The sequence below is a fragment of the Micrococcus sp. CS26 genome (assembly GCF_055522295.1).
On sequence record NZ_JBVFVY010000005.1, the window covers coordinates 13440 to 28726 of the forward strand.

The following is a 15287-nucleotide window of genomic DNA, read 5'->3' on the forward strand; positions in this document are numbered from 1 at the left end:
AGGCTAGTCGGTGGCCGCGGGATTCCACTCATCGTGCCGATCCCGCGACCACCGAGCCCGCTCCCCCTCCGTGCCGCCCCGTGGTCAGGCGACGCCGGCCGCCGCCGGCTCGCGCTCGGGGGCGCCCGCGTCCGACTCGTCCGGGCCGGGCGAGGCCGGGGCGTCGCCACCCTGGAACCCGTCCGGCAGGCCCGCGCTGAACCCGTCGCCGACCGCGCCGGCCCGTCCGCCCGACGCGTCGTCGCGCGGGGCCGACTCGGGGCGCGGCACGGCCGCGCGCTGGCTGCGCTGGAACGCCGCCGAGCCGAAGCCCAGGTCCAGCCCGACGGCGTCCGCCACCACGTCCACGGACGTGCCGGAGCGATCGCCCGAGGACCAGTCGCGGACCCGGAGTCGACCGGTGACGATCACGGGGTTGCCCTTCTTCACGGACTGGGCGGTGTTCGAGCCGAGCTGGCCGAACGCCGAGATGCTGTACCAGTTGGTGTGGGCGTCCACCCACTCGGCGGTCTCGCGGTCGAAGCGCCGCTCGGTGGTGGCCAGGCGGAAGCCGGTCACGGCGGCCCCCGATGCGGTGTGGCGGGTGGCGGGGTCCGTGGCCACGAAGCCGCGCACGGTGATGAGGTCCTGCATGGTGTGCCTCCTGGGCTGGGCCCCGGTGGGCGCCGGGGCGGGTCGTCGGCGCATCGGCTGATCCGCCATGGCCAGACAACCCCACCGCGGGGCACCCCGGCAGGATCGGGGCCGGTCTGGGGACGCGCGGAGGTCCCCGGGCGACTGTGCAGGAGCCGACGGCGCCGCGGCCGGCGGCCGTTAGACTGACACGGCCCAGCCCCAGTAGCTCAGCTGGACAGAGCAGCGGCCTTCTAATCCGCCGGTCGGGGGTTCGAATCCCTCCTGGGGCACCCAGACCAGGGGCGGAGCCGTCCGAGCACGCCCGACGACCGCCCGAAGGAGACCGTCCTGGACCGTCTGCGCTCCTGGCTCCGCGCCCCGCGACCCGCCGTCCCCGAGGTCCGTGTGACCCGTCGCGAGGGCGTCCAGCTGGCCGCCCTGCTCGTCGCGGCCGCGGCCCTGTACGTGACGCACTCCTTCCTGCGGTACGCCACCTACGAGGCCAAGGGCTACGACCTGGGCATCTTCGACCAGGTGGTGCGGCAGTACGCGCTGTTCAACGCCCCCCTCAGCTCCGTCAAGGGCGTGGACTTCCACATCCTCGGCGATCACTTCCACCCGATCCTCGCGCTGCTGGCCCCCTTCTACTGGGTGTGGCCGGACCCCCGCATGCTCGGCGTGGTCATGGCGCTGGCCCTCGCCGCGTCCGCCGTGCCGGTGTACCTGTTCGCCCGTCGTCGCACGGGACACGGGGTGGCCCTGGCCGCCGTCGCCGCCCTGCTGCTCTCCTGGCCCTTCCAGGCGATGGTGAACTGGGACTTCCACGAGGTCACCCTCGGCGTGCCGATCCTCGCCTGGCTCGTGTGGGCCCTGGACGGGCAGCGGGCGTGGCTCGCCACCGGCCTGGCGGCGCTGCTGCTCACGGTCCGAGAGGACATGGGCGTGACCCTGCTGGCCGTGGCCCTGGTGATGGCGATCCGGCGCTTCTGGCCGCAGGCCGCGGTCACCGCCGTGCTGGGTGTGCTCGGCTACTGGTTCGCCACGTCCGTGGTGATCCCCCACTACTCCCCCACCGGGGCGTTCGGCTACTGGCAGTTCACCGCCCTGGGCCCGGACATGCGCAGTTCGGTCCTGTTCCTGCTCACCCAGCCGTGGAACGCCGTCGCGGTGCTGTTCGACCACCCGCTGAAGGTGGCCCTCTGGCTCCTGCACTTCGTCCCGCTGCTGTTCCTGCCGGTCCTGAGCCCGCTCACGCTGATGGCCCTGCCGATCCTGCTCTCGCGGCTGTTCAACGACCGGCTCAACGTGTGGGCCCCCGTCTACCAGTACGACGCGATCCTCGCCCCGCTGCTGCTCATGGCCGCGCTCGAGGCGGCCCACCGGCTGGCCGGACGCCGGGACACGCTGCGCCGGCTGCCCGCCGTCCTCGTCTCAGCGGCACTGGCCGCCGGTCTGATCGGCACCGCGTTCTTCCCGCAGGTGTACCCGCTGCACCGCACGATCGTCGGCGACATGACGACGACGCAGCACGCCCGCGACCTCGACCACGCGGTCGGGCTGATCCCGGACGGGGTGTGCGTCGAGGCCGCCGACAACGCCGTGCCGCACCTGACGGCCCGCACCTATGTGGGACTGCACGGGGACATCGGCGACGAGCTGGCCACGTGGATGATCGTGGACACCTCGGTGCCCGAGCTCGGCGGCTGGGACCCCCTCACCCCGGAGCAGGCGCTGGCCCGCGCCGAGCGGCTGGGCTTCGAGCGGGTCTGGTCCGCGCGCGACGTCGTCGTCCTGCACCAGCCGGACCGCGCGGTCTCGCCCACCTGCACGACGTACCTCGAGCACCGCTGAGCGGCGCCCCACGGCGCCGGCGGACCCGCTCCGCCGTCAGCGGCCCGCGGACTCGCCGAGCGGCTGCAGGCCGCGTCCGGCCGGGGGCAGGAGCAGTCGGTCACGCGCACCGGTGAAGACGCCGGCGTGCGGGTCCTCCGCCACCCCCGGGGCGATCTCGGGGGCCCCCTGGTCGAGGGCGGTGCGGCGCACCGGGTCGCGGACGGGGTCCAGGATGTCCTTGACCACCGTGGTCATGAGCCACACGAGGGCGACGATGTGCGCCACGATCCCCGAGGCATACCAGGCGGTGATCCACCAGGCGCCGCCGGCGAACGCCCCGTCCGAGGTGATGCGCGCCGACTCCATCCACACCCCGCCCCAGTGGTAGACCTCCACGGCCTGCCAGATCCAGAACGCGCGCCACCGCGGCGTCGCGAGGACCACGAGCGGGATCAGCCACATCACGAACTGCGGCGAGTACACCTTCCCCCACAGGATGAAGGACGCCACGATCAGGAAGCACAGCTGGGCCATGCGCGGACGGTGCCGCGCCGCGAGGGCGAGGTAGGCGATCCCCACGCAGCACACCAGGAACAGGCCGTTCTGAAGAGTCGTGAACGTCTCCCCGGACCATCCTGTCCAGGCCAGCGCCAGCCAGGTCGAGGAGAAGGAGACCGCGCGGTCCCCCGAGAACGTGTAGAAGCGCGACCACTGGTCGAACGCCGTCAGCATGAACGGGAGGTTCACCGCGAGCCAGGCCGCCGCCCCGGCCACGGCCGCCTTCACGAACCCGGCCCAGCGGCCCGTGCGCAGCGCCAGCACGAAGATCGCGCCGAAGAAGAACAGCGGGTACAGCTTCGTGGCGGTGCCGAGCCCGATGAGCAGGCCGGCGAGGGTCGGACGGCCCGCCGTCCACGCCCACAGGGACAGGGCGGCCAGCATCACGGCCCACAGGTCCCAGTTGAGCATCGAGGTCAGGATGATCCCCGGGGCCAGGGCCACGAGCAGGGCGTCCCGGGAGCGACCGCGCGCGGTGTACGCGGTCGCGACGACCAGCACGATCCAGCACAGCACCACGCCGATCGCGTTCACGTCGAAGTAGGTCACGGTGCGCTCGTGCAGGTCGCCGGAGGCGGGCACGAGCCACATGGTCACACCCGCGACCACGGCCAGCAACGCCGGGTACTCCATCCACTGCTCGGGCGGCAGCGGCGTGTAGAAGGGGAAGTGGCCGTCCGAGAGGCCCCGCGTGGGGAACAGCTGGGCGAAGTCCGAATAGCACATGTGCGCGTGGACGCCGGGGGCCGCCCAGCCGTTCACGCGGCACCACTGCTTGGTCAGCACGCCGACGGCGGCGGCCACCACGGTCAGGCCGACGAGCAGGCCGACCCAGCGGGCGCTCGGGCGGGTCGGGGCGGGACTGCGGGGGTGGGAGGTCACGGTCTCTCCTGGGGGATGCGGGTGGACGAGGGGGCGGGGTGCGCGGCGGTCGACGGCGGCCCGTCGGGCGGTGCGTCCGGCGGCACGCCCGCCTCCGGAGGCGTCGGCGACGCCGCCGCGGCCCGCGGCTCGACCACCTCCAGGGGAGGACGCCGCCGCCCGGGGAACAGGGGCGCGGTGACGGGATCGCGGTGGATGATCCATCCGATCCCCGCGAGCATCAGGACGAGGGTGAACACGCGGACGGCCAGGACCGGCAGCCACTGCGCCACGGAGAGCTGGTCCACCACGCCGACGCCGGTGAGCAGCAGCACCGCGAGCGCGGTGACCCACCCGAGCCAGCGGGGATGGTCGGCGCCCCACGGCAGCGGGCGGAGGGCGCACGCCAGCAGCGGCAGGACCCAGAGCAGGTACCACGGCTGGATGATCGGGGCGGTGGCGACGGCCACCACGAGCACGGCCGCCGCGCTGAACACCGGGTCCAGGGGGCGGCGGCGCAGGGCCAGCCACGCCGTGAAGCCGAGGGCCGCCACCGTCATCACGGTGTAGAAGGCCGCGGCCACGTCGCGCGCCCCCAGGGGCGTCACGGCCTCGACGACCGCGCCGAGCAGCAGGCCGAGCAGGCCCACGGGGGCATACGGGAACGCCGCGTCCCCGCTCGTGAGCATGGCCGGCACCCAGCCGAACCAGAGGCCGGAGCCGGCGCCGAGGATCGTGAGGACGGCCAGGGCGATCACCGCCGTCGTGAACCATGGGCCCAGCCGGTCCCGCCGGCGCAGGCACGGATCGGCCGCGCGGAACCGGGCCCAGCCGGTGGGCAGGAGCAGGGCCACGAAGGGCAGCACCAGGGCCGTCAAAGGCTTGATCGCGACGGACAGGGCGATCAGCACGATCCCCCACAGCGCATGCACGCGGCGGCGGGGCGGGCGGACCATGAGCAGGATGCCCGCGAGCATCAGCCCCGACATCAGCGCGTCGTTGTGCGCGCCGGCGATCATGTAGAGCAGGAACAACGGGTTCGCCACGGCCACCCACGTGGCCCACGGCCCGCATCGGCCCGCGACGGCGGCCAGCCGCGGCACCGCCCACAGGCACAGTGCCAGGCCCGCCAGGGCGAGGAGGCGGAACGCCGTGACGGACAGTTCGATGGTGCCGCCCGTGGCCCGCCACGTCGTCTCGGCGAACAGCAGGAACAGCGGCCCGTAGGGGGAAGGGGACTCGGCCCAGATGGAGTCCGCCCCCTGCATGAACCAGCCGGGCAGGGCGGACACGCCCTGGGAGTACGGGTCGAGACCCGACGCGAGGAGCCGGCCCTGCTGGAGGTAGGAGAACACATCGCGGGAGAAGATCGGCAGCGCGAGCATCAGCGGGGCGGACCACGTCCAGGCAGCCCGGGCCACCAGCCGGCCCTGCTCCTCCCAGCGGCCCCGCAGCGCGCGCCCCAGCTCGAGCCATGACCGGACGAGGAGCAGCGAGCCGGCGGCCAGCAGCACGGTGCTGAGCAGCACGCCGGGCAGGTAGACGCGCAGCGGGTTGAGCAGGGTGGTCCCGGAGAACACCGAGTCGGGCGTCATCGGCAGCCACCCCACGCCCCAGGAGCCCACCGTGATGAGCACGGACGCCCACGTGCCCCGGCGGACGGCCGCCTCCGGCTCCGGCTGCGCCGCCGCACGGGTCGGACGGGGCCGTCGGGCGCCGGTCGTCGCGGGGGCGGCGGGCCTCACTCCCCCGGCTCCACGGGTCGAGGGGCGCCACGGAGCCGGGCCAGGCCGGCGCGCACGGCGGGGCGCACGTGCCAGTGGTCCTTCACGAACCGGCTGGTGCGGCGGTCCACGACGAGGATCCACAGCAGACACACGGCGGAGACGATCAGGGACACGGCCTTGACCTGGTCCGCGATGTCCAAGAACTGCCAGGTGAAGAGCTGGTCCGACGCGCCGAACGCCAGGAAGTAGCCGACCGTGAACACGACCCACTTGATCTGCCAGTTGTCCCGGATGCCGATCACGGCGAAGAACGGCAGCAGCCACAACAGGTACCAGGGCTGGATGATGGGCGAGAGGATCACCAGCGCGGTGAACGCCCAGGTCATGCGCGTCATCACGCGGTTCTGGCGGCCGAGGAACATCAGGGCCAGCACGATGAGCACCGAGAGCGCGCGTCCGGCGGTCTTGTACACGCCCTCGACGGCCTGCACGTCCGCCCCCTGTCCGAGGAGCTCGCTCGCCCCCACCGTGATGAGGGACAGCATGCCGATCGGCCCCCACGGCACGGTGCCCGTGCCCGTGCCGACCATGACGGCCACCCAGCCGAAGCCGAAGCCGTTGAGCACGCCCACCAGGGCCATGAGGCCGAAGGAGATCCCGGCGGTGAGGGCCCAGAAGGCGAACCGGCGCGGCCATCGGGCCGTCGGGCCGGCCCACAGCAGGCCGATGAACGGGAGCAGCACGAGGGTGATGGGCTTGATGCCCAGGGACAGGGTGACCAGCACGACGCCGGCCACCCCCCACGCGACGGACTGCCCGGGCCGCTGGGGGCGGAGCGGATGCCCGGCGCGCAGCGCGCACCACGTGCCGGCCAGGGCGAGGCCGACCATGAGGGCGTCGTTGTGCCCGGACGCGACGAAGCTGATGGTGAAGAGCGGGTTGGCGGCGCTGATCCACTGCGCCCACGCTCCGTTGACGCCCAGCCGGCGGGCCAGCAGCGGCACGAAGACCATGATCAGCGCGACGCCGGCCACCGCCACCAGGCGGAACAGGAAGATCGCCAGGTCCGGGTTCATGTCCCCCGAGATCGCGACGACGGCCTGCTCGATCCACAGGAAGATCGGACCGTACGGGGTCTCGGAGTCCGCCCAGGTCGCGTCCGCTCCGAGCTGGAACCAGTTGGACAGCGAGGAGATCGTGTCCACGTAGGGGTCCTGCCCCGCCTCCATGAGACGGCCCTGTCCCACGTAGGCGAAGATGTCCCGGCTGAAGATCGGCAGGGCCACGACCTGGGGCAGGCACCACAGGACGGTGGCGAGGTTGACCGTGCGCAGGGCGCCGCGGCCGAAGGGGCGGATCGTCTGGCCCAGGCGCAGCCAGGCCCAGAACATCACCCAGCAGCCGAGGGTGAGGAGCGCCGTGCCGGCGAGCACGCCGGTCTCCTGGGTGCGCCACGGGATCAGCCACTGCCAGCGGTTGATCGGGGAGGCCGAGGCCAGCCAGCCGACGGAGTACGAGCCCACCACCAGGAGGAGGGAGCCGAGGGTCCCCACCAGGATGGGCCACCAGTCCGCACCGGCGACCTGGGGGTCCGCGCGGAGGCCGCCGACGCCGACGTACTCCGGCCGGTGGGCCGTGGACCCGGACGGACGCGGGGTCGACACGCTCATGCGACGGGTCCTTCCGTGCGGTCCTGCGAGGGCGCGCGAGGGCGCGGCTCGCTCGAATCTACCATCGTGACACGCGAGTAGCCTGGGGGCATGAGTGAGACGAGCACCCCCACGCCGGAGAGCGCCCCCCTGGTCTGGATCGACTGCGAGATGACCGGCCTGCACCCCCAGGTCGACGAGCTCGTCGAGGTGGCGGTGCTCATCACGGACGCCGAGCTGAACATCCTGGACGAGGGCATCGACCTGGTGATCCGTCCCTCCGAGGCGGCCCTCGAGCAGATGGACCCGTTCGTCCGGGACATGCACACCACCTCCGGCCTGCTGCCGGAGCTGGCGGAGGGCCTCGAGCTCGACGACGCCGCCGCGCGCGTCCTCGAGTACATCGCCGCCCGTGTGCCCGCCGGCAAGGGCCTGCTGGCCGGCAACACGGTGGGCCAGGACAAGCTGTTCCTCGCCCGCTACATGCCCGCCGTCGTCGACCACCTGCACTACCGGATCGTGGACGTGTCCACCGTGAAGGAGCTGGCCCGGCGCTGGTACCCGCGCGCCTACTACCAGGCCCCCGCCAAGACCGGCGGCCACCGCGCCCTCGGGGACATCAAGGACTCCATCACCGAGCTGCGCTACTACCGGGCCGCCGTCATGGCCCCCGCCCCCGGGCCCACCACGGAGGAGGCCCGCGCCATTTCACAGGTGGTGTCCGGGGCGCAGGCCTGAGCCGGCACCCCGGCCCCGCCGCCCCGATTCGGCGCTGCGCGGGATCTCGTGTACTGTGGACCCCGCTGCGTCGCGCGGATCCGTCCGTGTGAAGCATGCATGGTGGGCGTAGCTCAGTCGGCAGAGCGTCTGGTTGTGGTCCAGAAGGTCGCGGGTTCAATCCCCGTCGCTCACCCCACCCGAAGCCCCCGGAACCATGCGGATTCCGGGGGCTCTCTCGTTCCCTCATCGTGTCCGTGGTTGCGTCCATGGTTGTGTTCGGCACCCCGCGGGGCCGGAGCGGCCTCCGCGTGAGCGACGGGACCGCGGAGAACGAGTCATGGCAACCATCAGCACGCGCGCGTCGAAGAAGCGCATGACCACCTTCCGGGTGGGCTACCACGAGGGCGGACGCTTCCGGCAGATGCCGGCCATGCTCTCCGAGACGGGGCGCGCCGCATCAAGGCGATCATCGAGGACCCCGCCCAGGGCCCGGGCGTCGCCCGCCGCCTGCTCGAGGCCCACGCCGACGGCGCCGAGGATGTGCCCACGCTCGCCCAGTGCCTCGACCGCTACGTCGAGGCCCGCGCCGTCCGCTGCAGCGAGGGGACCCTGGCCGGCTACCGCCCCGAGGCCGCTCGCACCGCGCGCTCGCGGGTCTGCCGCGCCCCCCCGCGCACGCCGCGTGACCACAGGGTAGGCGGCGGTCGCCACGGGGTCCTCGGAGAGCGTGGCCACGCACATCGCCAGCGCCGTCCCCCGCAACCTGACCAGGTGCTCAGCGGCCCGGTCACGCGCGGCCCCACAGCTGCAGCACCATGTGGTCACGAACGGACAGGTGGCCGGCGCGGCCATCCTCGCTGACCTACCCGACTGGGCGGCGTTCTCCATCGCTGTCGGCCTCTCCGTCGTCGGCATGGTCCAGGCTGGCCTTCGCTGGGCGGCCCAGAACACGACCGTGCCGGTGGGCGACGTCGTCGAGATCCGCGAGGGCTCCGACGTCGGCGCCGGCTCCCGAACGACCAGGTGGCCGAAGGCTCGTTCGTGCGCGAACTCGGCCGCAGCCCTCGCCATCGCGTCACCGACTGACCGGCCCCACGACGAAGCGCCCCCGCACTCCCTTCAAGGGAGTGCGGGGGCGCTTTCGTGCGTCTGGGTCAGGCCGAGCGGCAACCGCGCCGTGTCTCGGTGGTCTCGCCAGTCTTGGAGGAGGCCAGCTTCACCAGGAGCGCGTCAGCGCGCCGGAGGGTCTCTCGCTTGGCGGCGTCGCGGACGAAGACCTTCTGCCCGCCGCGGCTATGAACGGTCACGTAGGCGCTCGAGTCGCGAGGGCGGGGCGCGTTCGACGAGAGCTGGGCAGTCATGGTGATCACCTCCGGGAGTTGAAGACGAGTGTAGAGCCGGTGTGGATGTAACGACTAGAGGCTACTGGGTGTGACCGCGGAGCCAGGGACATCCGGTGCGCACGTTGTTGAGGAAGCCACCGCTGCGCGATTGGCGGTGCAGCCGTTTCTCCTTGGCCACCCGTCTCTCCACCTGCACGCTGTCCTGGATGATGTCGTCGACGATCCTGTCGACGACCTCCGTGAACATGGCCCGGTCTTTGTCGGAGGCCGTCTCGCTGTCGATGATGTGGCTGGCCAGGGCCATGCCGGCGTTCACGGAGGTGGTCTCTTCGGCCGTCATCAGTTCCATGGCCTTCACGGCGCGGGCCCACCAGTCCGCACGGTCGTCAGAGCGCTTCTTCTGGAGGTAGGCGAGGAAGGCAACGATGACGGCGGTGGCGGTTCCCACGGGCGCGAGGGCGGAAATCCACTGCGCCCAGATGGGGAGCGAGGAAATTGCGGACGCAGTCAGCAGGGCGAGGTGCACTGCTTCAGCATAGGGAGAAGCTGGCCTTCCGTGTCGCGGATTTACCCGTAACCGTGCCGTCCCGCCCGGGCTACGCTGGGCCTCGGCGCCGCCCGCCATCCCCTTCGTGCGGCCGCCGCCTGCCGCGGCCAATCCCGTGACCGCTGCGGCTCCCGCTCCCGCCACCTCCCCTGGTGGTGGGGCGGCTTCGATTCCGGCTCCACGCGCGGGAACCCCCGTCACCTCTCCCGAATGCAACCCTGGTAGCCCCCGTCCACCGAACACGACCTGTTCAAACCGGGGCGCGTGGCCCACCGTCCCGCATGATTCAGCCAGGCCGGGGCGTGTCCAGCCGGGTTCAATCCTCGTCCCTCATCCCACTCGAAGCCCCCGGAATCATGCGGATTCCGGGGGCTTCTTCGTGTGCTCAGGGGTTCCCGGACGCCCGCCGCAGCCGCAGCGCGCCGATGAATCCGAGCACGAGGAACACGGCCGCGATGAGCAGTGCCCAGCGCGCCGCGTCGGCGAAGCCGGCCGTGAGCGCGTCGACGGCGGCCCCCGTGTGCTCCTCGAGCGGGCCGCGCTCGCCCTGCGCCCGCAGCTGCGGGATCGTGGTGCCGGCCGAGCCCCGCGTGGCTGAGGCGAGCGAGTCGGCCGCCGGACCGGTGAGGCCGGCGTCGTCCAGGGCCGCGGGGAGCGCGGCGGCGAGGGCGATGGACAGGGTGGCCCCGGCGAACGCGGTGCCCAGGGCCGAGCCAACCTGAGGTGTCCGGGCCCAGGAGCAGGGCGAGCACCACGACCCCGGCCACTTCCAGGCCCCGCCCGATCAGCATGGTGCCCGGGGCGCTGAACCGAGCCGCCAGGTGACGGGCCACGGCGCCCGAGAGGAACGCGCCCGCGGCCTGGACGGCCCGGGCCCCAATCAGCATGCCCCCGCTCGAGGCGCCCGCCGCGAGGAGGCTGCCTCGAGCAGGGCCGCCCGGGGTCCCCCGCGGCCGGTTCCACGGCTCAGCTTCACAGGGCTGACGCCGCCGGGCGTCAACCGTTCGACGGATCCCCGGTCCGCCGCCGGGCGTAGAGTCGGCCGGTGAGGGCGTCGACCCGACGCCGCACCCACACCGACGAGGAGGCCTGCCCATGTCCGTCGTGAAGATCAACGCCATCAGCGTCCCCGAGGGCGCCGGCCCGGAACTCGAGAAGCGGTTCGCCGCCCGCAAGCACGCGGTGGACCAGGAGCCGGGCTTCGAGGGCTTCCAGCTGCTCCGGCCCACCGCGGGCGAGGACCGCTACTTCGTGGTCACGACGTGGGCGTCGGAGGAGGACTTCCAGCGCTGGCGGGACGGGCGCATGCCCGCCGCTCACGCCGCCGAGCAGGGCGGCCGCCCGGCGCCGGTCGCCACGGGCGCCGACCTGCTCGAGTTCGAGGTCGTGGACCTGGGCTGACCGCCGTCGTCGTGGTGTCGCCGGCGGTAGGGTGGGGACTCCCCCGTCCCCCTACCCACGCAGGCCCGCAGCCCGGGCCGGGAAGCGCAGTGCCATGGCCTCCATCCGTCCCATCACCGTCTACGGCGAGCCCGTGCTGCACAGGCGCGCGGCCGAGGTGGAGGTGATCGACGACGAGATCCGCGAGCTGATCGAGGACATGTACGTCACGCAGGACGCCGCGCACGGCGTGGGCCTGGCCGCCCCGCAGGTCGGGGTCGGGCTGCGGATCTTCACGTGGACGTTCCCGGACTCCGGCGACGCGCCGAACGTGGGCCACGTGATCAACCCCGTGCTGACCCACCTGGACAAGGCGCCGCGGGAGGAGCCTCACCCGGACGAGCACACCGAGGGCTGCCTCTCGGTGCCCGGGCTCGGCTTCCCCCTGCAGCGCCCGACCCGCGTGCGCCTGTCCGGCCAGCGCGTGGACGGCGAGATGTTCGAGTTCGAGGCCGAGGGCTGGTTCGCGCGCATCATGCAGCACGAGTACGACCACCTCAACGGCACCCTCTACGTGAACCGGCTCGAGGGCAAGTGGCAGCGGCGCTGGAAGCGCGCGCAGCGGGCCGAGCGTCTGAACGTGCCCGGTGTGACGTGGCTGCCCGGCACGGACGAGGACCCCTTCGGCCACGACGCCGACGACCACGAGCACGGCCCGGACGGCGAGCACGGGGACGACGAGGCCTGAGCCTCGGCCCGACGTCCGGCCCGGTCGGCACACGACGACGGCCCGTCCCCTCTGCGGGGACGGGCCGTCGGTCATCGGCGGGTCAGGCCTGCGGGAAGGCGGGAATCTGCTGGCCCGCCATCTTCTCCACCACGCGGATCACCTGGTGCGAGTAGCCGTACTCGTTGTCGTACCAGACGTAGAGGATGGCGTTCTTGCCGTCGTTGTTCACGAGGGTCGCCAGGCCGTCCACGACGCCGGCGCGGTCCGAGCCGACGAAGTCGGTGGACACGACCTCCGGGGAGTCCACGTAGCCGACCTGGCCGCGCAGGGGGCCGGTGAGGGACTCCTGCTTCAGGCGGGCGTTGAGCTCCTCCACCGAGGTGGGCTTGGTCAGCTCCAGGTTCAGGATGGCCATGGACACGTCCGGGGTGGGGACGCGGATGGCGTTGCCGGAGAGCTTGCCCTTGAGCTCGGGCAGGGCCTTGGCCACGGCCTTGGCGGCGCCGGTCTCGGTGAGCACCATGTTCATGCCGGCGGCACGGCCACGACGGGCGCCCTTGTGGAAGTTGTCCACGAGGTTCTGGTCGTTGGTGTAGGCGTGTACGGTCTCCACGTGGCCGTGGTCGATGCCGTAGTCGTCCTGGATGACCTTGAGCACCGGGGTGATGCCGTTGGTGGTGCAGGAGGCCGCCGAGACGATCGTGTCCTCGGGCGTGATGTCGTCCGAGTTCACGCCGAACACGATGTTCTTCATCTCGCCCTTGCCCGGGGCGGTCAGGAGGACCTTCGCGGCGCCCTGGGCCTGCAGGTGCTGGGACAGGCCCTCGTCGTCGCGCCAGCGTCCGGTGTTGTCGATGACCAGCGCGTCCTTGATGCCGTAGGAGGCGTAGTCCACCGTGGTCGGATCGTTCGAGTAGATGACCTGGATCTCGGTGCCGTTGGCGGTGATCACGTCGCGGTCCTCGTCCACCACGATCGTCCCGTCGAACGGGCCGTGGATCGAGTCGCGGCGCAGCAGGGAGGCGCGCTTGATCAGGTCGTCCTCCGAGTTCTTGCGCACGACGACGGCACGCAGGCGCAGCTTGGAGCCACCGCCGGCATGGTCGAGGAGGATGCGGGCCAGCAGGCGGCCGATGCGACCGAAGCCGTAGAGCACGACGTCCTGGGTCTCGCCCAGGCCCTCACCGGCCTTGCCCTTGACCTCGGCGAGCTCGGCGTCCAGGAAGGCCTGGACGTCCTGGCCCGAGGCCTTCTGCTGGGCGGCCAGCTCGGCCAGGTCGACGGTGGCGGCGCCCAGGTCCATCGCAGCCATGGCCTCGACCAGGGGGTAGGTGGACTCGACGCTCAGCGGGGCCTCCTGCACGCGGCGGGCGTAGCGGTGGGCCTTGATGATGTCGATCACGCCGCGGTTCACGAGGGAGCGCCCGTAGATCGAGGTGACCACGTTGTGCTCGCGGTACAGGGTGCCCAGCAGGGGGACCATCTTTTCCGCGAGCTTCTGCTGCGTGTTCCACTCGGGGGTCTGGGTCGAGGCGGTGTCTGCCACGGGAGTCCTTCCTTGAAACCTGGCGGGGCCGTCCTGGGCAGGCCCCATCCCCCGACCTCGTTGTCGGCGGACTCCGCCATTCTAAGTGAGGACACGTCCGGAGCGCCCCCGCGGCCTCGGCGGGGCGTAGACTGATCGGCCGGGACGGATCGGCGGACGGCCGCGTGCCCCTGCGGGGGGTGCGAGGAAAGTCCGGGCACCGCAGAGCTGGATGGTGGACAACATCCACCCGGGGAGACCCGCGGGCCAGTGCCACAGAGAGAAGACCGCCTCCGCGCCGTGTGCGCGGCGGTAAGGGTGAAAGGGTGGTGTAAGAGACCACCAGCGGCCTCGGTGACGGGGCCGGCTCGGTAAACCCCATCCGGTGCAAGGCCGAACAGGACGCGTCACGAGGGCTGCTCGCCCCAGCGTCCGGGTTGGCCGCTCGAGCCCGTCAGCGATGGCGGGCCCAGATGGATGGCCGTCACCTCGCGCGGGGCAACGCGCGCGAGGCACAGAACCCGGCTTACAGCCGGTCCGTCCCGCCTCACGGCCCCGGCTGGGGTCAGAACCCCTCGTCGTCGAGGATCCGCTCGAACTCGAGCTCCACCACGTGCTCGCGCTCCCGCTTGTCCAGCAGGAGGTACCCGTACGACTCGCCGATCGAGACGACCTTCGCCAGGCTCGGGCGTCGCCGGTCCCGCGGCCATTCGAGCGTCACGCGGTCCTGCCCCGTGAAGGTGCGCTCACGCAGGCGCTGCTCCAGAGCGGAGGCGTGCGTGCGCTCCCGCCCGCTGGAGCGGATCCCGAGCCACACGGCGGCCGCGATCACGAGCAGGACGAACGGGTACACCACGCCGAACACGTTCATGGCGGTCATCGGGCGACTCCTGGGATGCGGGGCGGCTGTGCGGACCCCACCACTGTGCCAGGTCCGGACGACGACGTCGGTCCGGGGCGCCTGGCTAGGCTGGCCCGGTGCTGATCCTGCTGCCGCCCTCCGAGGGCAAGACCGCACCCCGCTCCGGGGCCCCGCTCGACCTCGACTCCCTCGCCCTGGCCGACGACGCCGCGGTGACGGGCGCCCGCGCGGACCTGCTCACGCGGCTCGCCGCGGTCTCGGCCGCCCCGGATGCCCTGACGACCCTCGGCGTCGGAGCGTCGCTCGCCGGCGAGGTCGAGGCGAACACGCGCCTGGCCGTCGCCCCCGCCGCGCCCGGTCACCGGGTGTTCACGGGCGTGCTCTTCGACGCGCTCGACCACGCCTCGCTGTCGGCGGCGGCGAAGCGCCGCGCCCGCTTGTCCGTGCTGGTCTTCTCCGCGCTGTTCGGCGCCACCGCGCTGGCGGACCGGATCCCCGCCTTCCGGCTGCCCGTCAGCGCGAAGCTGCCCGGGCTGCCCGGGCTGGCCGCGCACTGGCGCCCCGTCCTGACCCCCGCCCTCGACGCGCTCGCCGCACGGGACGGCGGGCCCGTCGTCGACTGCCGCTCCGGAGGCTACGCGGCCCAGTGGCGGGCACCGGCGGAGCGGACCCTCGCGGTCGACGTGTTCCAGCTGCGCGACGGCGAGCGGACCGTCGTCTCGCACTTCGCCAAGCACACCCGCGGCCTCGTGGCCCGCGCGCTCCTGGAGGCGGGGGCGCGGGAGACCTCGACGCTGGACCGCGTGGCGGACGTGGTCGCGCGGGCCGGGGACGGCCCCGGCTGGGAGGTCGAGCTGGCCCGGCCGTCCGGCGGCAAGCCCGGCGCGCTGCGGGTGATCCTGCCCGAGGGATGATCCCGGACGAGGCGCGGTCCGCC

General features: G+C 72.6%; 14 protein-coding genes, 2 tRNA genes and 1 other RNA gene. 8 read left to right on the plus strand and 9 right to left on the minus strand.

The features are described 5' to 3' along the window. Positions 1 to 84: 84 nt before the first annotated feature. Positions 85 to 633, minus strand: coding sequence for a single-stranded DNA-binding protein (locus ACZ1IK_RS03610; protein ID WP_036316845.1), 549 nt, complete (start codon positions 631 to 633; stop codon positions 85 to 87). 198 nt (positions 634 to 831) lie between these two features. Between ACZ1IK_RS03610 and ACZ1IK_RS03615 the strand changes: the two genes are divergently transcribed. Both ACZ1IK_RS03615 and ACZ1IK_RS03620 read left to right on the plus strand, forming a co-directional pair. Further along, positions 832 to 905 (plus strand) — tRNA-Arg (locus ACZ1IK_RS03615). A 115-nt stretch (positions 906 to 1020) separates the two neighbouring features. Continuing rightward, a complete protein-coding gene (locus ACZ1IK_RS03620; RefSeq protein ID WP_465098332.1) occupies positions 1021 to 2466 on the plus strand; it encodes a DUF2079 domain-containing protein in 1446 nt (481 codons plus the stop codon). A 36-nt stretch (positions 2467 to 2502) separates the two neighbouring features. Here ACZ1IK_RS03620 and ACZ1IK_RS03625 read toward each other — a convergent pair whose 3' ends face one another. From ACZ1IK_RS03625 to mptB (ACZ1IK_RS03635), 3 genes are read right to left on the minus strand one after another with little or no spacing between them, the layout of a single operon-like run. Continuing rightward, the gene (locus ACZ1IK_RS03625; RefSeq protein WP_144879159.1) at positions 2503 to 3888 is read right to left on the minus strand and encodes a glycosyltransferase family 87 protein; all 1386 of its coding nucleotides are present in this window, start codon (positions 3886 to 3888) and stop codon (positions 2503 to 2505) included. Further along, positions 3885 to 5612, minus strand: a complete 1728-nt coding sequence (gene mptB / locus ACZ1IK_RS03630; RefSeq protein ID WP_465098333.1) for a polyprenol phosphomannose-dependent alpha 1,6 mannosyltransferase MptB — start codon at positions 5610 to 5612, stop codon at positions 3885 to 3887. Before mptB (ACZ1IK_RS03630) ends, ACZ1IK_RS03625 begins: the two co-directional genes overlap by 4 nt. Next, a complete protein-coding gene (mptB, locus tag ACZ1IK_RS03635; protein WP_465098334.1) occupies positions 5609 to 7264 on the minus strand; it encodes a polyprenol phosphomannose-dependent alpha 1,6 mannosyltransferase MptB in 1656 nt (551 codons plus the stop codon). The genes mptB (ACZ1IK_RS03630) and mptB (ACZ1IK_RS03635) overlap by 4 nt, the downstream gene beginning before the upstream one ends. 90 nt (positions 7265 to 7354) lie before the next feature. Here mptB (ACZ1IK_RS03635) and orn point away from each other — a divergent pair, with 90 nt between their 5' ends. Both orn and ACZ1IK_RS03645 read left to right on the plus strand, forming a co-directional pair. Further along, positions 7355 to 7981, plus strand: coding sequence for an oligoribonuclease (gene orn, locus ACZ1IK_RS03640; RefSeq protein WP_465098335.1), 627 nt, complete (start codon positions 7355 to 7357; stop codon positions 7979 to 7981). A gap of 102 nt (positions 7982 to 8083) precedes the next feature. After that, positions 8084 to 8159 (plus strand) — tRNA-His (locus ACZ1IK_RS03645). Between the two features lie 197 nt (positions 8160 to 8356). On the opposite strand, the gene ACZ1IK_RS03650 is transcribed toward ACZ1IK_RS03645, so the two are convergent. The 3 genes from ACZ1IK_RS03650 to ACZ1IK_RS03660 form a co-directional block, all read right to left on the minus strand. After that, positions 8357 to 9034, minus strand: a complete 678-nt coding sequence (locus tag ACZ1IK_RS03650; protein ID WP_465098336.1) for a DUF3263 domain-containing protein — start codon at positions 9032 to 9034, stop codon at positions 8357 to 8359. A gap of 83 nt (positions 9035 to 9117) precedes the next feature. Further along, the gene (locus ACZ1IK_RS03655) at positions 9118 to 9324 is read right to left on the minus strand and encodes a hypothetical protein (protein ID WP_465098337.1); all 207 of its coding nucleotides are present in this window, start codon (positions 9322 to 9324) and stop codon (positions 9118 to 9120) included. 61 nt (positions 9325 to 9385) lie between these two features. Further along, the gene (locus ACZ1IK_RS03660; RefSeq protein WP_222959161.1) at positions 9386 to 9832 is read right to left on the minus strand and encodes a hypothetical protein; all 447 of its coding nucleotides are present in this window, start codon (positions 9830 to 9832) and stop codon (positions 9386 to 9388) included. 1116 nt (positions 9833 to 10948) lie between these two features. Between ACZ1IK_RS03660 and ACZ1IK_RS03665 the strand changes: the two genes are divergently transcribed. Then, positions 10949 to 11254, plus strand: a complete 306-nt coding sequence (locus tag ACZ1IK_RS03665; RefSeq protein ID WP_010078879.1) for an antibiotic biosynthesis monooxygenase family protein — start codon at positions 10949 to 10951, stop codon at positions 11252 to 11254. A gap of 94 nt (positions 11255 to 11348) precedes the next feature. Continuing rightward, positions 11349 to 11981 (plus strand): peptide deformylase, encoded by a 633-nt coding sequence (gene def, locus ACZ1IK_RS03670; RefSeq protein ID WP_036340198.1) that lies wholly within the window; start codon positions 11349 to 11351, stop codon positions 11979 to 11981. A gap of 82 nt (positions 11982 to 12063) precedes the next feature. On the opposite strand, the gene ACZ1IK_RS03675 is transcribed toward def, so the two are convergent. Beyond that, complete coding sequence (locus ACZ1IK_RS03675) at positions 12064 to 13509, minus strand: glyceraldehyde-3-phosphate dehydrogenase (protein WP_465098338.1); 1446 nt, start codon at positions 13507 to 13509, stop codon at positions 12064 to 12066. A 144-nt stretch (positions 13510 to 13653) separates the two neighbouring features. On the opposite strand from ACZ1IK_RS03675, the gene rnpB reads away from it, so the two are divergent. Next, positions 13654 to 14033: RNase P RNA component class A (gene rnpB, locus ACZ1IK_RS03680), an RNA gene on the plus strand. Positions 14034 to 14053: 20 nt separating this feature from the next. Here rnpB and ACZ1IK_RS03685 read toward each other — a convergent pair. Further along, a complete protein-coding gene (locus ACZ1IK_RS03685; protein WP_115165075.1) occupies positions 14054 to 14368 on the minus strand; it encodes a hypothetical protein in 315 nt (104 codons plus the stop codon). A 98-nt stretch (positions 14369 to 14466) separates the two neighbouring features. On the opposite strand from ACZ1IK_RS03685, the gene ACZ1IK_RS03690 reads away from it, so the two are divergent. Further along, positions 14467 to 15264, plus strand: coding sequence for a YaaA family protein (locus tag ACZ1IK_RS03690; protein ID WP_061873166.1), 798 nt, complete (start codon positions 14467 to 14469; stop codon positions 15262 to 15264). The last annotated feature ends 23 nt before the right edge of the window (positions 15265 to 15287 follow it).